This window comes from Sulfurospirillum diekertiae (assembly GCF_002162315.1).
Classification (GTDB): Bacteria; Campylobacterota; Campylobacteria; order Campylobacterales; family Sulfurospirillaceae; genus Sulfurospirillum.
In genome coordinates this window covers 1,158,718-1,175,221 of record NZ_CP021416.1, presented here as the reverse complement: position 1 = coordinate 1,175,221, position 16,504 = coordinate 1,158,718, and the positions used below count along the sequence as shown (strand labels likewise).

Genomic DNA, 16,504 nt, shown 5'->3' with positions numbered 1-16,504 from the left:
TATTTCAATAGAGTTCTTGTAGAACTCTTTACACGTCTTTAAAGCAAAGCTCTAAAGACTACGTTAACACTGCGTTTTCTTCGGCAGAAAGCCCACGCACCTTTGCTGCTTTTTCTTCTTGCAAAAGGAGTTTTGCAAGAAGTCTAATATAAATTTATTCTACCGAAGATTGATTTAAAGCGCTCTTTTTCACTTTACATGTAAAATGCATTCTATGCTATAATCCACCACAATTTTTCGTCTCAAAAGGTGTATCATGCAATCCCTCAGATCATTTTACTGTATTGGGCATGGCCCCTCCTCCAGCCACACGATGGGACCTTTTAATGCGGGCACACTCTTTAAAAAACGCTTTCCCAATGCATCTTTGTACCGCGTCACTCTTTTTGGCTCGCTTGCAGCAACAGGACGTGGTCACTTAACCGATGATGCACTCCATCAAGCCTTAGCCTCAGAAGGTGTTGAGATACTTTTTCGCCCCGACATCACGAAACCCTTTCACTCCAATGGCATGTTTTTTGAAGCCTTTAATGAAAAACAAGAACTCTTAGGATCGTGGGAAGTTTACAGCGTGGGTGGTAGTGCGCTTAAAGAAGCAGGAGAAAATCCTATAGCTGAGCCTTCTATTTACCCACTCACAACGCTAAATGAAATTATAAAATGGTGTGAAAAAGAGCACAAAGAGCTTTGGCAATACGTGGAAACATATGAAGGAGAAGCCATTTGGAATTATCTTGCTGAAGTCTGGGAGAGCATGCAAAATACCATCAATAGAGGACTAAAACAATCTGGTGTTTTACCAGGAATTCTTCAATACCCCAGAAAAGCCCCCATGTTTTTTGCCAAAGCGCGTAAAGAAGAAAAACGTGCTCATGGCATCATCTTCGCCTATGCTCTCGCCACCAGCGAAGAGAATGCTTCAGGCAATATTGTCGTCACCGCACCCACGTGTGGTGCTTGTGGAGTTGTTCCAGCTGTACTTCGTTACCTTAAAGAGCTTTACAATTTAGATCAAATCGATTGCTTACGGGCACTTGCTGTGGCAGGCCTTTTAGGAAATATCGTGAAATTCAACGGCTCCATTTCAGGTGCAGAAGTGGGTTGTCAAGGCGAAGTGGGAGTTGCTTGTTCGATGGCAGCAGGCATGGCATCGTATCTTTTTGGTGGAAATTTGCAACAAATTGATTACGCGGCAGAGATGGGATTAGAACACCACCTTGGCATGACATGCGACCCAATAGCGGGCTACGTGCAAGTGCCGTGCATCGAACGCAACGCAGTGGCAGCCATTCGTGCCATTGACGCGGCAGAGTATACTTCTTATACCGATGGTGTCCATAAAGTCAGTTTTGATGAGATCATTCAAACGATGGTCGAAACAGGCAAAGACATGAACACCAACTACAAAGAGACTTCACTGGGAGGTTTAGCGAAACGCTACCTTTAATTACGGGCATTTCAAATACTCAAACCGTGTATCATCCCACAACGCTTTCGCATCGTAATTCAGAATGAGCCCATCGCCACGTGTGACACCATTTTCGACCAAATATTTTGGATAATACGTTGGCTTGCCCAATTTTTCAAGGAAGTTGCAGCTTGATTTCATATCGTCCAACCTTGCACGTAAAGCTTCTGCAAACTGATTACGTTTCGTGGCATCCAGTGGTCCAAAAATTTCCGTTTTGAGGGTATCTAAGGATTGGCGTGTACTTTTATCAACCACGCGCGCACTATCGAAATAACCATACGCTGTGGCAACCAAGTAAAGCTCAACAGCTTGTGGATATTTTTCTTCCTCAATACATTTAGCGCTTGATTTAAACAGATCAACAGGTGTATGACTATTTTTAATCTCAATACGTTCCATACAGCTACTTACAGCCACAAGAGGCTGGTTTTCGTCAAAAAGATTACTCGCGCACACCAAGAGTGAAGGCAATAGAAGTGCCGTTAAAAAACCTCTTTGCATTATAAATTCCTCTTTACATGTAAACTAGTCTTACCAGTTTTTACAAACATCTACCCAACCTAACGCTTTAGAATGAACCTCTAAAGACTTCAAATCTAAAGCAATCGCACTATTAGCACTTCCTGCTGCAGGATAAACCACATCAAAGCGCTTGAGTGAAATATCCAAATAAATATGTACATTGGCATTGACACCAAACGGACAAACACCACCGATGGCATGTCCGATAAGTGGTTCAACATCTTCTGCTTTCAACATTTTAGCTTTCATGTTGAAATGTTCTTTAAATTTTTGATTATCGACTTTAGCATCACCTGCGGTCACAATCAGTATAGCACTCTCTTCCCCATAAAAAGTAAGACTTTTAGCAATGCGCTCTGGTGCACATGCTAATGCAGCAGCGGCAAGCTCAACGGTTGCACTTGAAACTGCAAACTCAATCACCTGAGATTCCATCTCATATATTTTAAAATAAGCTTTGACTTTTTCTATTGCCATCTTAATACTTTTCCATATAACGAGCTAAAGGACTGATGAAAGCATTTTAATGCTGAGTGTCATCAGAAGTAAAGCAAAAATCTTTTTGAGTTTAGCAACCGGAAGCGTATGTGCCATTTTAGCGCCCAAAGGAGCCGTAAAATAACTCACTATGGAGATCAATACCACACCAGGCAGATAAACAAACCCTAACATCATATCAGCACCTCCTTCAGCATGCATCAGTCCATTGACAATGTAGCCGACTGTTCCTGCAATTGAGAGAGGAAATCCAATGGCAGCAGAGGTCGCAATCGCACGTTTAAGATCCACATTTTGCCAAACAAGATACGGTACTGTAAGAGAACCTCCACCGATGGAAACCAACGCAGAGACAATGCCAATCAGCGAGCCTACACCAAAAAGTGATGGTGGAGAAGAGAGCTCACGGCTTGGTTTTGGCTTTTTATCGATCGCCATTTGAATGGAAACATACGCCATAAAGATGGCGAAAAAGATGGCAAGTTGCACTGATTTCATATAGGTTGCTAAAAATGTTGCCGCAAATGTGCCGATAACGACACCTCCTGCCATGTATTTTACAACATTCCACATGACAGCGCCTTTTTGATGGTGGGCTCTCATACTCGCAAATGATGTGAAAACAATAGAGGCCATTGAAGTTCCTAGTGCCATATGGACAACTTGCTCAACCGGTACTCCTTGTGCAAGAAAAATGCTTGTTAAGACAGGCACCATAATTCCACCACCGCCAATACCAAGTAATCCCGCCATAAAGCCAACCACTAATCCTAACACTAAAAAAGCAATAATCCACTCAAACCCCATCTGTTTCCCTTATGTGCGTTTAATACGTCCATTTTCAACTGCAATTTTACCCAAACATTCATATTCAAATACTTTTTGTGAAAATTTTGCCACTGCTTCGTGGTAAAGAGGATGTGTGTCACAATAGATCAGAAAATCGTCGGTAGAGGAAATATTCGTGTGACCAAAACGTGCGACAAAAGCATCGATGTCATAAAGTGGTGTCGCCAACCCTTCGCAGAGAAGTTTATTGGTGCCTTCACTTTCGCCTAAACGATGTGGCAATACATAAATTGGCTTTTGCATTTTAAGAGCAAATTCAATGCTGTGCATCGTTCCGCTTTTCAAGTCAGCTTGTGTGACAATGAGTGCTTCACCCAAAGCAACAACCAATTCGTTGCGCACTGGAAAATTCCATTTAAGAGAAGGTTGTCCTGCTTCAAATTGACTCAGTACCAACCCCTCTTTTTCAATACCTTCAATGAGCTTTACATGTAAAGAGGGATAGCGAATATCAAGCCCTGTTCCTGCCACCATGATGGTATTGGAAATACCCGCTGACTGATGAGCAATACCATCAACGCCTTGTGCACCACCACTGACAATACAAACTCCTGCTAAAGAGAGTTTGTGAGCCAATTCTGCTGTCAATAGCTTTGTATATGTAATGGGATGGCGTGTGCCAACAATAGAGATTTTAGGACGCGTGAGAAGATCAGAATTGCCAAGATAATAAAGCGGATTGGGATAGACTTTCATACACTCCAATTCGGGGATATGAAAGTCTATGGTTTGGATCATTATAAATCCTTGAGATAAACCATGTCCACACCTTCTAAAAGATCTTGAGACTCTTTTAATACCTCTAGAGTATTTTTATGTGGATGCCCAATAGCAATCGCATAGCCATGTTTTTTCGCTTTAGCAACGGCTTCTTTTAATTGTGTACGAATCAAATTTTTATCGAGAGAATTATCCAAAAAGACATCTCGTGAAAAAAGAAACATGTTGTACTTTTTGGTAATTTCAGGCGCTTTCGAATTGCCAGCGGTGCGACTATCAACAAAAATGAGACCATTCTCTTTCATCACTTTAACCAAGCGATCCATGGCATTATAATCTGCCGTAAAAGAGCCGCCTGTGTGATTATTGTAATAGATAATTTCAGGGAACCACTCTTTAATACGTTTAATTCGCTTTTCTATGACTTCACTGGAATCAACTGCATTCAAAGTGTCAGGCTCAGGAGAAGAGTAGTTTTTTGATTCCATTGGAAGATGAATCATTCTAAACTCAAAATCATGAGACAAGCGCACTGTATCAGGGTGTCCTTTTGTTGGAGGGAAAAAGGAAGGTGTCACTTTATAAGGAATTTCTTTAATAGAGCGTGTTTGCCAAGCAAAAGAGACATCATCAATGATAATGGCAAGTCTTGGTGTTGTTCCCTCAGGATATTTTTTGCGAACGACTTCATTTGGACGTGCTGGTTTTCCACTCTCTTTGAGGCTACGTTCATAGTCATGAACTTCAGAAAGTTCTTGCCTTTTACTTTCATTTTCACGAGCAACCATGGTGGCGTTTGTTTCATTACTATCAACAGATTTTTCAGTTGGTTGCTGTGTTTGCGTTTGATTTTGTTCTGTAACATTTTCTTCAACAGGCGTTGGTGGTGTAGGCAGTTGAGACTGTCGTGCTTTTTCATCGTCCAACATCTGCTTCATCTTATGCATTAACTCTTCACTGGATATGCCGTGCTCTTTTTGAGCTGTTTTATAATAATGTTCATACGAGGTCGTCATATAGATATAGACACCAAAAGCCGTTAACATAAGTGTTAAAACAAGCATTATAAGCAAACTGTATTTTCTAAGCTGACTCGACTTTATCTCACGAAGAGGTGTGCCCTCTTGTGTATTTTTATTTTCGTTAATTTTTTTTTACCATGAATAAACTTACTTTCCAAGAATGACTTCAACTTCTAATAACTCAATATTTTGATTCGTTTGAGAGGTAATCTTTACATCTTCTACGTTAGTATACTTGCGAATAACTGCAATAAGATCATTGCGTAAATCGTCCATATACGGTAATTTACAACTGGCTCTCTCATGCGCAAGCATAATTTTTAGGCGATTTTTTGCCACATCTGCGGTAGGTTTATTGCGTCCAAAGAAACTATCAAAGAAACTCATTTGAAAATTCCTTTAAGGGTTGCCATAAGTCCTTTCTTAGCTCTAATATCTAAGAACTCAACCTCTTCGCCTAAAATACGTCGAGCAATTCGGCGATACGCTTCGGCTGAGAGTGACTTATCTTTATTGACGATAGGTGAGCCTGTGTTGGTAGAAGTAATAATATCTTCATCATCAGGAACAATTCCAATCAAAGGAAGTGCTAAGATGCTTAACACATCCTCTACACTAAGCATATTGCCAGCATCCACCATCTCAGGTTTGATACGGTTAATAATGATGTGTTTTTCAACTTCCATACCATTTTTGGCACGTTCACTTTTAGCATCAATAATGCCAATGACACGATCCGCATCACGAACAGAACTGACATCGGGCGTTGAAACAATCAGTGCACGATCTGCTAGAAAAATGGAGTGTTCAAAACCACTTTCAATACCCGCAGGTGAGTCGATCATCACGATGTCAAAACTCTCTTTGAGGTTTTCAATCAAAGCTTTGACTTTATCTTTATTCAAAATATCTTTATCTTTGGTTTGACTCGCAGGTAAAGAATAGAGTGTTTTAGACTTTTTATCATTAATCAAAGCTTGCGCAAGATTACAACGGCCTTCCATGACATCAACCACATCATAAACGATGCGATTTTCAAGACCCAAAATCATATCAAGGTTTCTCAAACCTATGTCAAAGTCAATCGCAACAACTTTTTTGCCTAAATTTGCAAGTCCAACGGCTAGGTTTGCTGTGGTGGTTGATTTGCCAACCCCACCCTTACCAGACGTTACGGTGATAACAATGCCCATATAACCTCTTTTTTTTAAATTCATAATGTCACAGAAGCAAGGCTCCTGTGGCATTAAAATGCACTAGTTTTCACTGGTAAAATAGTGGATTAGTTTTTGTCTTTATTGATGATTTTTTTAGATGTAATCCAAGGCATCATAGAACGAAGTTTTTCACCCGTTTTATTCAAAAGGCTTCTCTCAGTCATAGAACGCTCTGCGTTCATACGAGTATATCCCGCTTTTCGCTCTAAGATAAAATCTTTTGCAAAACGACCATCTTGAATCTCAGCCAAGATCTCTTTCATCGCTGCTTTTGACTCAGCGTTGATAACACGTTTACCACTCACATAGTCACCATACTCTGCTGTGTTAGAGATAGAGTAACGCATATCAGCAATACCACCTTGATACATCAAATCAACGATCAATTTTAATTCATGTAAACACTCAAAGTATGCCATTTCAGGCTCATAACCTGCTTCGACCAATGTTTGAAAACCTGCTTCAACGAGTGATGTAACACCACCACAAAGAACCGCTTGCTCACCAAAAAGATCGGTCTCAGTTTCGTCTTTAAACGTTGTTTCAATGATTCCTGTTCGTCCGCCACCAATAGCTGATGCGTAACTAAGCGCTAATGCTTTTGCAGAACCCGTTGCATCTTGATCTACGGCAATAAGATCAGGAATACCACCACCGTTCACAAACTCACTTCTTACAGTATGTCCTGGTGCTTTTGGAGCAATCATAATACAGTCAATCCCTTTAGGCGTAATGATTTGTCCGTAGTGAATGTTAAAACCATGACCAAAAGCAATCGCTTTACCTGCACTCAAATTGGGTTTAATTTCTGCAGCAAAGACATCGCCTTGTAACTCGTCTGGCAATAAAATCATGACAACATCTGCGTATTTGGTTGCTTCGCCAACGCTCATTACACGGAAACCTTTTGCTTCCGCTTTTGCCCATGAACTACCCTCTTTTCTAAGACCTACAACGACTTCTACGCCACTATCACGAAGATTTTCTGCATGTGCATGTCCTTGAGAACCAAAACCGATCATCGCTACTTTCTTAGAGCGAATAACACTTAAATCACAATCTTTGTCATAAAAGACGGTTATTGCCATTTGTCAATCCTTACATGTAATATTAAATGCCGTATTTTACAGAATAGTTACTTAAAAACTTTACATGTAAAAGGGCAAAAGGAAACTATAAACCAACAAGAGATAGAATTTGAGGATAAACAAATCACTAGGAAACACTTATGGATGAAAATATTTTAAAAAAAAGTTAAAGCGCTTCCGCCACTGGATGATACTGTTTTAAAAATACAGCGTATATGTGTCGATAAAAACAGCTCACTCGCCGATCTTGTCAAAGTGGTTGAGAGCGATCCAATGTTAACTGCCAATATCTTAAAATCATCTAATTCACCTCTTTATGGCTTTAGCAGGGAGATCAAAAATATTGCTCACGCCGTATCGCTTTTTGGCATGGCAACCGTGCGCGGGTTTGCCCTTTCGAGCGCTATCAAACAAAATATCAAAATTGATCTTACCCCATATCACATTACTAACGCAACCTTTTTAGAAATTAGCACACTTCAAAGTACCTTCATGTTTAAGTGGTACTCTAAAGTCAATAAAGCAATGCTCGATGTTCTTCAACCTGCCTCTTTTATGATGGAAGTTGGAAAAATCATCATCGCACATGAGCTTATAGAACAAGGAAAAGATGCTGCGTTTAAAACGGTACTTTCAACGATCAAAACACCCGATGAACTCTCTGCACTTGAAAAAGAGTATGTAGGCTTTTGTAATGAAGAGATCACTGCAAAAATTTTTGAACAGTGGAATTTAGAGAGTGAACTTGTGGAATCCATCAAATTTTCAAATGAACCTGCCAAAGCACAAGAGCACATCCGAGCTTTTTCGGCTGCTCTGAATGTAGTGAGAAATAGTATTAACATCTTCGGACAGCTTGACGATGCTTCCATTCATCGTTCACTTCAAATGTTTAATGCATACGGTTTAACTCCAGAGCCATTTTTACAAACCGTAGAGCAATTTAAACAGTGAAAAACTTTCTTTTAAGCCTTAAAGAAGGGGTGGCACAAAAAGATGTGCCCGCCCCTTTTCTTCCTCATTTTCAGACATTAATCCAACTTCGGGCTCTTATAGCAAAAAATGATCTTTACGTCCTTGAGCCTTCCCATATTGTAGGCAAAATGGACGTCGCCTTTAGTGGAACAGGCTATTTAAGTTCACTAGAGCCAACACGCTCCAAAGACCTTATTATTGAAGCTTCAGGATTGCATGGTGCCATGCGGGGCGATTTGGTCGTTGCAAAACGTGTCACCAATAAACGAGGAGGACGCGCAAAAGCTGTGGTAGTCTACATTGCCCAACGCGCTTTTGCTAAAAGCATTGTTTACACAAAGATGAGCAAAGGCAAAGTGGTTGGCGTTAACGTCAAAAATGAATCTATGTTTGAGATCACGGCCAGCCAAAAATCACTCAAACAACTTCCTCTTGGAAGCGTTTTAAAGATAGATAATATTACCAATGCCATCGAAGAAGTCTTAGGAACACTCGATGATCCGTTGGTCGATGAAAAAATCTCTTTAGCTCTGTTTGATAAAAAAGAGTTTTTTACTAAAGAAGCCGAAACAGAAGCTAAAAGTCATGGTGATTTTGTCGATAAAGCATACTATCCTAACCGTGTTGATCTCACCGATTTACCCTTTTGTACCATTGATCCCGTCGATGCTAAAGATTTTGATGATGCGATCTACTTTGATGTGGACAATCACACACTTTATGTTGCCATTGCCGATGTCAGTGAATATGTTTATGCCATGGGAGCCATCGATAAAGAAGCCATTGAACGTGGTTTTTCGATCTACTTTCCGCATAAGTCCATTCCCATGCTTCCTCGTGCTTTAAGTGAAAATATCTGCTCATTAAAACCCAATGTGGATCGCCTTGCATACACGTTTAAAATAACCCTCGATCCAATTACATGTAAACCACTTAAAGAAGAACTTTTTGAGAGCATTATTCACTCCACAAAGCGCTATACCTATGAGAGAATAGACCTATTTTTAGCAGGCAAAACTGATGATGCTGACAGTGCAGATACAACAATCTTAAAGTATCTTTTGCCGCTTCACACACTTACGCAAAAACTACGTGATATACGGCTTGAAAACGCCTTTTCATTTCGCTCCTCAGAAGTTCGTATGAGAGTGGATGAACACCAAAATTTAGTTTCAACTACTGTAGAAGAAGAGACACCTTCGCATGGTCTGATTGAAGACTGTATGCTCCTTGCCAATAAAGCGGCTGCAAAAAAAATAGGCTTTGGTATTTTTAGAACGCACGAAAGCCCTTCATATGAGCGTATGGAGATGCTTTTAAATGACCTTGCACTCATTGGTATCAATGCAAAGCTTGGCGCTGATATTCCCAAAATGATTCAAGGAATTCAAGCCAAAGCGGATGCCTTGGGGCTTCGTGAAGAGGTGGATAAACTCATCATTAAAAGCCAAAAAAAAGCGATTTATGAGCCTGAAAATAAAGGACATTTTGGACTTGGTTTTGACATCTATACCCACTTTACATCTCCGATTCGTCGATACAGTGACTTAACACTGCACCGCCTCTTAAAAGCAAAGATGGCAAACGATGAGAAGAAACTCACCTTTTTACTCAAAGATATTGCTCCACTGTGCGAGCAAATAAGCGCTTTGGAAAGAGAAAGTGACAAAGTCGCATGGGATTATATGGATCGCAAATTTGCACGCTACATGGCGTTACATGTAGGTGATAATTTCAAAGCGATTGTTGTCGAAACCGAACAAAATCCTATTGCGAAATTAGATGATGAACTTAAAGGTGCACGTATCTTTTTACTGGACAATGATGTGCATCTTTTACAACGTATTGAAGTTAAAATTGTCGAAAGCAATATAGCAACCACTCGGATTTATGCCAGAGTCACGAGGAGTTTTGATGTATAGAAGAGAATTTGAAGGACTTTTAAAAGCACAAAAAGCCCCAAAATCAACTCTTTTGTATGGAGCATGTGCCTACCAAAACAACGTACTGACACAGCAACTTTTGGCTCTTTTAAAGGCGGGGAGTGATGAAAAAGTCATGATGTATTTTGATGAGTACAATTTTACCTCCGCTAAAAATTTTCTTGCACAATCCTCTCTCTTTGGTGATCGTAACATCCTGATAGTCAAAACTGATAAAACGATCCCTTCCAAAGAAATTGAAACATTGGTGGGGTTGTGTGCTAAGAATGATTCAAGCTATTTTATCTATCAATATTTTGGTGAAGATAAAAAAGCGACTCCTCTGACCAAATTTTTCGATAAACAAAACGATGGTGTTTTTGTGCGTCTCTTTAAAGCAGATTTTAATGAAGCCATTCAGTTACTTCAGAACCATGCTAATGCTGTCGGTCTTTCAATCGATCGCTACGCATTGCAACAACTCTATATGATTCACGCCGAAGATCTTTCATTATGTGTCAATGAATGCGAAAAGCTTTTGGTGTTGAATAAAGAAATTGGCATCAACGATATCAATACACATGTTTATGGACTTGGTAGCGTTTCAATGGACACTTTCATCACAAAATTACTTGAGAAAAAAGATATCAAAGAGGAATTTGAGCGTCTTGTTGAAGGTGATGGTGTTGAGGAAATTCGTATCATTAATGCGATTCAAGGACACGTAACTCAGCTCTTTTTATTTCATGCCTATATTAAATTATACGGCGCATTTGATGCAAAAGCCATTCTTGGTTACCCTCTTCCTCCCCAACTCGCAGCACAGCGTTCACAACACTCCATCAAGATTGATCTTGCAACATATCATCAACTTACCAACATCTTGATTGATGCTGAATACCGTCTTAAGAAGATAGGTAATGTTGAAAAGACCAGTTACTTACTCTCAAGCTTAATAAAACTTCAAAGTTATTTGTAGTATAATCCCCACCTATTCTAAAAATCCTTACTCAAATACACACTATTTGGGTGAAATCCAGAAGGAGAAACGATGCGACATTATGAGTTGCTTGTTGTAGTAAAACCTACATTAACTGTAGAAGAACTACAAGCAAAACTAAGTTTTCTAAAAGAAATTTTAGAGAAAAATGGTGCAGTTATTGCTGCAACACTTGAGATGGGTACACGCAAACTTGCGTATCAAATTGATAAATTTGAGCGTGGATCTTACGTAGTATTTTACTTTACTGCCCCAACACCAGCTATTGCTGAGGTTGAAAGACTTATCAGAATTACTGAAGAGTTTATCCGCTTTATGACTGTTAAATTTGAAAATCAAAAAGAACTTAGATTCTGGAACAAACAAGTTGATAAAATCACTAAAAAAAAGTGATGCACCAGCAGCCCCAGTTGTTGAATCTAAAGAGATCGTAGAAGACACTGTTACAACTGAAGCTTAATTAAGGAGCCACGATGTTCAATAGAGTAATTATGCTTGGTAACCTCACACGTGATTGCGAACTTCGCTATTTACCTAATGGTGGTGCTGTTTGTACCACTGGACTTGCGACCAATCGTCGCTTCAAAAAGCAAGATGGAAGTCAGGGTGAAGAGGTTTGCTTTATCGACATCACCTTTTTTGGACGTACTGCAGAAATCGCCAATCAATACTTAAGCCGTGGCAAAAAGGTATTGGTAGAGGGCCGTTTAAAGCTCGATCAATGGACGGATCAACAAGGGGTAAAGCGCTCTAAGCACTCTATTACTGTTGAAACACTTCAAATGATGGATTCTCGTGGTGGACAAGAGAGTGGTGGTGCAGAAGGTGGTAGTTATGGTGGTGAGCCTATGGCAACACCAAATGTCGGTTACAACAACGCAAACCAACAAAAGCCAGCTGCCTATCCAAGACAATCTACTCCTGAATACAGTGGTCATGAAATTCCGGACATCGATATTAACGATGACGAAATACCGTTTTAGCGATTTTTACATATCTATGTAAAAATATCTGTCTTGAAAAAGGCAAGCTTTAGTGACAATTAGGCCTTGCCTAAGAGTCGTTATAAAAATAAGTAAAGGATAAAAAATGGCAGAGAAAAGAAAATTTGCACGCAAATACTGCAAATACTGTGAAGCAAAAGTAGAATACATTGATTATAAAGACGCAAAAATTTTGAGACATTCTCTTTCAGAGAGATACAAAATTATGCCACGTCGTTTAACTGGTAACTGCAAAAGACATCAAGAGATGGTAGAACTAGCGATCAAACGCGCTCGTGCTACAGCAGTTATCCCTTACATCATCGACACTCAAAAAGTTGTTGCTGTTCCTTTCGAACAACTTCAACAATAATCTTTACATGTAAAGCTAGATGGTTTTCCATCTAGCTTCTTCTTTCTACTTCACTAACGCATACTCCAACACCTCTTCTACACGAGACACGGGAATAATTTTCATCTTTTCTTTCACTTCGTCAGGAATTTCATCAAGATCTTTTTCATAGTTCTTTTTAGGAATGAGCGCCGTTTTAATCTTCGCTTTGTATGCAGCAATCAGTTTTTCTTTCAGCCCACCAATAGGTAAAACTTTACCTGTCAATGTTAACTCACCTGTCATTGCAAGGTCACTTTTGACTTTTTGATTACTCAAAATCGAAGCAATCGCTGTTGCCATAGTCACACCCGCACTAGGGCCATCTTTGGGCGTTGCACCCTCTGGTACGTGAATGTGAAGGTCATAACGTCTGTACACATCACTTGGTTCAATTTTTCTTGCACTCTCTTCTTTATCCAGACCAGTAGTTGGGATGATAGAAAGCGGCACATCAATTTTGCCATTATCGATCAAAACTTTGACGACACTAAGTGCAATTTTAGCAGACTCTTTCATGACATCACCCAAAGATCCTGTGATTTGAATACCGCCTTTGCCTTGAATGCGAATGGCTTCCACTTTAAGCACATCGCCACCTACACTTGTCCAAGCAAGACCATTGACAATACCAACACTGTTTTCTTTATCAACTTCATCGATTTCAAAAACGGTTTTGGGCAAAAACTCTTTCAGATTTGTATTGGTGATACTTACTTTTTCTACAGTAGAATCCATCAAAAGTTGTTTTGCCACTTTTCGCAAAATATCGGCAATTCTACGACGCAAATTTCTCACGCCTGATTCACGTGTATAATTGGCGATAATCAACTGCAAGGTAGGTTTAGAGATGTTCACTTCGCTGTTTTTCAAACCATGCTTTTTGAGTTCTTGTGGAATAAGATACTTCTTAGCAATCTCATACTTCTCTTGTGGGGTATAAGAATTTACAAAGATAAACTCCATACGATCACGCAGTGGAGCAGGAATTGAGCCTACTTCGTTGGCTGTAGCAATGAAGATAACTTTACTAAGATCAATATTAAAATTGAGATAATAGTCTCTAAATTTGTTGTTTTGCTCAGGATCAAGCACTTCTAAAAGTACCGCGGTTGGATCGCCCCTGAAACTTCGTGCGACTTTATCGATCTCATCAAGCACCACAACGGGATTCATCTCTCCCGCTTCAATGATACCTTGAACAATTCGGCCAGGCATCGCACCAATATAAGTTCGTCTGTGTCCTCTTAGCTCATTCACATCTTCGAGTCCACCAAGAGCAATACGCACAAGTTTACGTTTGAGTGCTTTTGCAATAGAGTTCGCCAAAGAGGTTTTACCCACACCTGGAGGGCCTGCAAAACATAAAATAGCACCATTGGCTGATTTATCAGCCAGCCCTCGCTTAGCAAGAAGCTCCCTCACTGCAAAAAACTCTTCAATACGTTCTTTTGGTTTTTCGAGAGAATAATGGTCTTTATCAAGCTGTGATTTGACTTCTAAAACATCTAAGTTCTTTTTTGTTGCTTTGCCAAAAGGAATTTCAATCACCCAGTCAAGATAACTCTGAATTAAGCTCGCATCAGCCGAATCAGGGTGCATACGAGAGAGTTTATCAATCTGCTTTTTAATCTCTTTATACGCATCTTCTTCCATATACTCTTTTTTAGTTTCTAATTTTTTGCGATACTCTTCGATCTCTTCTTCGCGTTGATTGTCCGTTCCAAGCTCTTTTTGAATCTGCTTGAGCTGTTCTTTAAGAAAATACTCTTTATTTACCTTCTCAATTTGCGAATGGACTTTGGTTTTAATCTCTTTTTTAAGCCTGCTTGATTCAATCTCTTCAATGACATAGTCGATAAGTTGTAGTAGTCTACTTTCATCATCTTCTTCAACAAAAAGCTTATAGGCTTGCTCTTTTTTGAGCTTCATACTACTTGCAATCAAATCTGTAATGCGATGAATGTCGTTGTTATCTTCAATCGTTTTGATTAGATCAGGGGGAAATTGTCCACCCAATGTTCCTAAAAGTGCAATTTTTTCTCTCAAAACGGCTAATGTCGCTTCTACTTTCATCGCCTCTGTACGGTGTGTGTGGATCAAATCAATCGTTGCACGAAGCGGTGTTGTGGAGAGTTCTTTTAAAATTTTTCCTTTTTGCATCCCTTGAAAAAGTATCTTGACTCTTCCATCAGGGAGATCCACTTTACGCATAATAGAGCCAATCACACCTGCTGGATAAATTGCATTAAAATCACGTCCATGCTCATTTCCAGCTTTTGCCGTACACACCATCACCAATGAGTTATGTTCCAAAGCATCATTTGCAGCACGAATATTTTCATCATCCGTTAAAAAAAAGGGGTGAAATCATAAAAGGGTATAAAAAACAAATTGTCTTCAACGACAATAGGAATGTCCGCAGGAAAGGCGGTATAATCACTGAGTTTCATCTCTCAATCTCCGTCATAGTGTGTTTTTAATTATTTTACATGTAAGAGCATAAGAGCCAAGCTCTTATGCCGTAATTAGATTGTATAGTAAAGAAGTAAATAAAAAGTTTTTGTGGCTACTTTTTCTCAAACCAAGAACGATACCAAGGAACATTTGGTTCTATAATTTTTGCGTCACCCAAAGAAGATTTTTTGAGTTTTTCATCATACAATTGTGCTGCATCTGGTTTATCAACGCGATTGTAAAGATCTTTGATATTTTCATTTAAGAAATACTCACCCATTTCTAATCTTGCTAAAATTGTTTCTGCTAAAGGGCGGAATTTTGAGTTAGGATATTTTGCTAAAAAATCTTTAGTTTGAACGATCGTATCTAAAAGAAGTTGCTGATTTCTATTTGGATTTGGAAATGCCTCATAGTTTGCTTTAATTTTCATGTAGCGAACATGATCGGCGTTGGCTTTACTACCATAACGTTTCAAATACTCATCAAGGTAAAAGTTGGCTAAGACATACTCTTCATCTTGAATATGCGCATTGGCAAGCATCATCATTGCATCTGGAAGCAGTGGAGATTCAATGTGCTCACTGGCCAACGACGTATAACGTGAGTCTGCTTTTTCCAAATCTTGAGCTTTAATCTCTTTGGCGATCTCTTCATACCAATAGGTTGCTGGCATATTAAAAACCTCTTTATCTTTAGAAGCACAACCACTGATTAAAGCCACCAATGACGCCACAATAAGAACATTTATTATCTTCATTTACGCTATCCTTTGTGTTAAAAAAACCTATTGTATCTTCTTTTTTGTTATCTTAAAATAAAAATAGATAATTTCCTATTTTAGACGATTTCTTTCAGAGTTCTTGTCGCATTTAACGTACAAAATGATACAATAGATAAAATAATTATTTTGTATCAAAAGGAATAGTATGATCTTCTCTGTTAAAGCGCCGATCCCAGGATTTGAATCCATCAAAGAAGTAGAACTCGAAAAATTTGATGACTTTTTTGTCAAATTTATCTCTAAATCCGACACAACTGTCTTTACACTCATCAATCCTTTTATGATCCGCTCTTATGAATTTGAAATTCCTGAATACTTTAGAGCGTTACTTGATATCAATGAAAAAACCAACATTCTTATTTTAAATATTATGATTATTGCCACACCTATCGAAACATCAACCATCAATTTTATCGCTCCCCTTGTCTTTAATGTCGATAACGGCAGTGTCGCTCAAGTCGTTTTTAGATGTAAACCTATACCCTGACTTTGGTTTAATGGAGAGTATTTCACAATACTTAAATAAAGAAAAAGCTGAGTAAAACAAGATATAAAAGTGTTTCTATTCAGAAAATATTTTTATATTTAATGCCATCAAAAGGTGA

General features: G+C 39.1%; 16 protein-coding genes and 2 pseudogenes. 8 read left to right on the top strand and 10 right to left on the bottom strand.

Translation table 11 applies throughout. The features are described from left to right. Positions 1 to 256 precede the first annotated feature (256 nt). Complete coding sequence (locus Sdiek1_RS05945) at positions 257 to 1,447, top strand: L-serine ammonia-lyase (protein ID WP_087438345.1); 1,191 nt, start codon at positions 257 to 259, stop codon at positions 1,445 to 1,447. On the opposite strand, the gene Sdiek1_RS05940 is transcribed toward Sdiek1_RS05945, so the two are convergent. The 8 genes from Sdiek1_RS05940 to ilvC all read right to left on the bottom strand — a co-directional run bounded on the left by Sdiek1_RS05940 (position 1,448) and on the right by ilvC (position 7,387). Further along, positions 1,448 to 1,972 (bottom strand): hypothetical protein, encoded by a 525-nt coding sequence (locus tag Sdiek1_RS05940; protein ID WP_087438344.1) that lies wholly within the window; start codon positions 1,970 to 1,972, stop codon positions 1,448 to 1,450. A 30-nt stretch (positions 1,973 to 2,002) separates the two neighbouring features. Continuing rightward, positions 2,003 to 2,470 (bottom strand): YbaK/EbsC family protein, encoded by a 468-nt coding sequence (locus Sdiek1_RS05935; RefSeq protein ID WP_087438343.1) that lies wholly within the window; start codon positions 2,468 to 2,470, stop codon positions 2,003 to 2,005. A 24-nt stretch (positions 2,471 to 2,494) separates the two neighbouring features. Continuing rightward, positions 2,495 to 3,298, bottom strand: coding sequence for a sulfite exporter TauE/SafE family protein (locus Sdiek1_RS05930; protein ID WP_087438342.1), 804 nt, complete (start codon positions 3,296 to 3,298; stop codon positions 2,495 to 2,497). A gap of 9 nt (positions 3,299 to 3,307) precedes the next feature. Next, on the bottom strand, positions 3,308 to 4,078 hold the full coding sequence (locus Sdiek1_RS05925) for a DNA-processing protein DprA (RefSeq protein WP_087438341.1): 771 nt from the start codon (positions 4,076 to 4,078) through the stop codon (positions 3,308 to 3,310). Beyond that, positions 4,078 to 5,124 carry a divergent polysaccharide deacetylase family protein gene (locus tag Sdiek1_RS05920; RefSeq protein WP_087438340.1) on the bottom strand — a complete coding sequence of 349 codons (1,047 nt, stop codon included), beginning with the start codon at positions 5,122 to 5,124 and terminating at the stop codon, positions 4,078 to 4,080. Before Sdiek1_RS05920 ends, Sdiek1_RS05925 begins: the two co-directional genes overlap by 1 nt. Before the next feature lie 105 nt (positions 5,125 to 5,229). Further along, complete coding sequence (gene minE / locus Sdiek1_RS05915) at positions 5,230 to 5,469, bottom strand: cell division topological specificity factor MinE (RefSeq protein ID WP_087438339.1); 240 nt, start codon at positions 5,467 to 5,469, stop codon at positions 5,230 to 5,232. Further along, positions 5,466 to 6,275: a septum site-determining protein MinD gene (minD, locus tag Sdiek1_RS05910; protein ID WP_087438338.1), complete on the bottom strand. Its 810-nt coding sequence runs from the start codon at positions 6,273 to 6,275 to the stop codon at positions 5,466 to 5,468. Before minD ends, minE begins: the two co-directional genes overlap by 4 nt. A gap of 89 nt (positions 6,276 to 6,364) precedes the next feature. After that, positions 6,365 to 7,387 carry a ketol-acid reductoisomerase gene (gene ilvC / locus Sdiek1_RS05905; protein WP_087438337.1) on the bottom strand — a complete coding sequence of 341 codons (1,023 nt, stop codon included), beginning with the start codon at positions 7,385 to 7,387 and terminating at the stop codon, positions 6,365 to 6,367. A gap of 183 nt (positions 7,388 to 7,570) precedes the next feature. On the opposite strand from ilvC, the gene Sdiek1_RS05900 reads away from it, so the two are divergent. From Sdiek1_RS05900 to rpsR, 6 genes are all read left to right on the top strand, one after another. Then, positions 7,571 to 8,341 (top strand): HDOD domain-containing protein, encoded by a 771-nt coding sequence (locus Sdiek1_RS05900; protein ID WP_087438336.1) that lies wholly within the window; start codon positions 7,571 to 7,573, stop codon positions 8,339 to 8,341. Beyond that, positions 8,338 to 10,284, top strand: coding sequence for an RNB domain-containing ribonuclease (locus Sdiek1_RS05895; protein WP_087438335.1), 1,947 nt, complete (start codon positions 8,338 to 8,340; stop codon positions 10,282 to 10,284). Before Sdiek1_RS05900 ends, Sdiek1_RS05895 begins: the two co-directional genes overlap by 4 nt. Then, a complete protein-coding gene (gene holA / locus Sdiek1_RS05890) occupies positions 10,277 to 11,263 on the top strand; it encodes a DNA polymerase III subunit delta (RefSeq protein WP_087438334.1) in 987 nt (328 codons plus the stop codon). The genes Sdiek1_RS05895 and holA overlap by 8 nt, the downstream gene beginning before the upstream one ends. A gap of 72 nt (positions 11,264 to 11,335) precedes the next feature. Beyond that, complete coding sequence (gene rpsF / locus Sdiek1_RS05885) at positions 11,336 to 11,677, top strand: 30S ribosomal protein S6 (protein ID WP_369688495.1); 342 nt, start codon at positions 11,336 to 11,338, stop codon at positions 11,675 to 11,677. 80 nt (positions 11,678 to 11,757) lie between these two features. Beyond that, on the top strand, positions 11,758 to 12,267 hold the full coding sequence (locus tag Sdiek1_RS05880; RefSeq protein WP_087438333.1) for a single-stranded DNA-binding protein: 510 nt from the start codon (positions 11,758 to 11,760) through the stop codon (positions 12,265 to 12,267). Positions 12,268 to 12,373: 106 nt separating this feature from the next. Further along, positions 12,374 to 12,640, top strand: a complete 267-nt coding sequence (gene rpsR / locus Sdiek1_RS05875; protein ID WP_012856656.1) for a 30S ribosomal protein S18 — start codon at positions 12,374 to 12,376, stop codon at positions 12,638 to 12,640. Positions 12,641 to 12,685: 45 nt separating this feature from the next. Here the strand turns inward: rpsR and lon are convergent. Then, positions 12,686 to 15,111, bottom strand: a pseudogene (gene lon, locus Sdiek1_RS05870) (endopeptidase La). A 116-nt stretch (positions 15,112 to 15,227) separates the two neighbouring features. Next, a complete protein-coding gene (locus Sdiek1_RS05865; RefSeq protein WP_087438332.1) occupies positions 15,228 to 15,875 on the bottom strand; it encodes an outer membrane protein assembly factor BamD in 648 nt (215 codons plus the stop codon). Between the two features lie 169 nt (positions 15,876 to 16,044). Between Sdiek1_RS05865 and fliW the strand changes: the two are divergent. Continuing rightward, a pseudogene (fliW, locus tag Sdiek1_RS05860) lies at positions 16,045 to 16,441 on the top strand (flagellar assembly protein FliW). Positions 16,442 to 16,504: the final 63 nt, after the last annotated feature.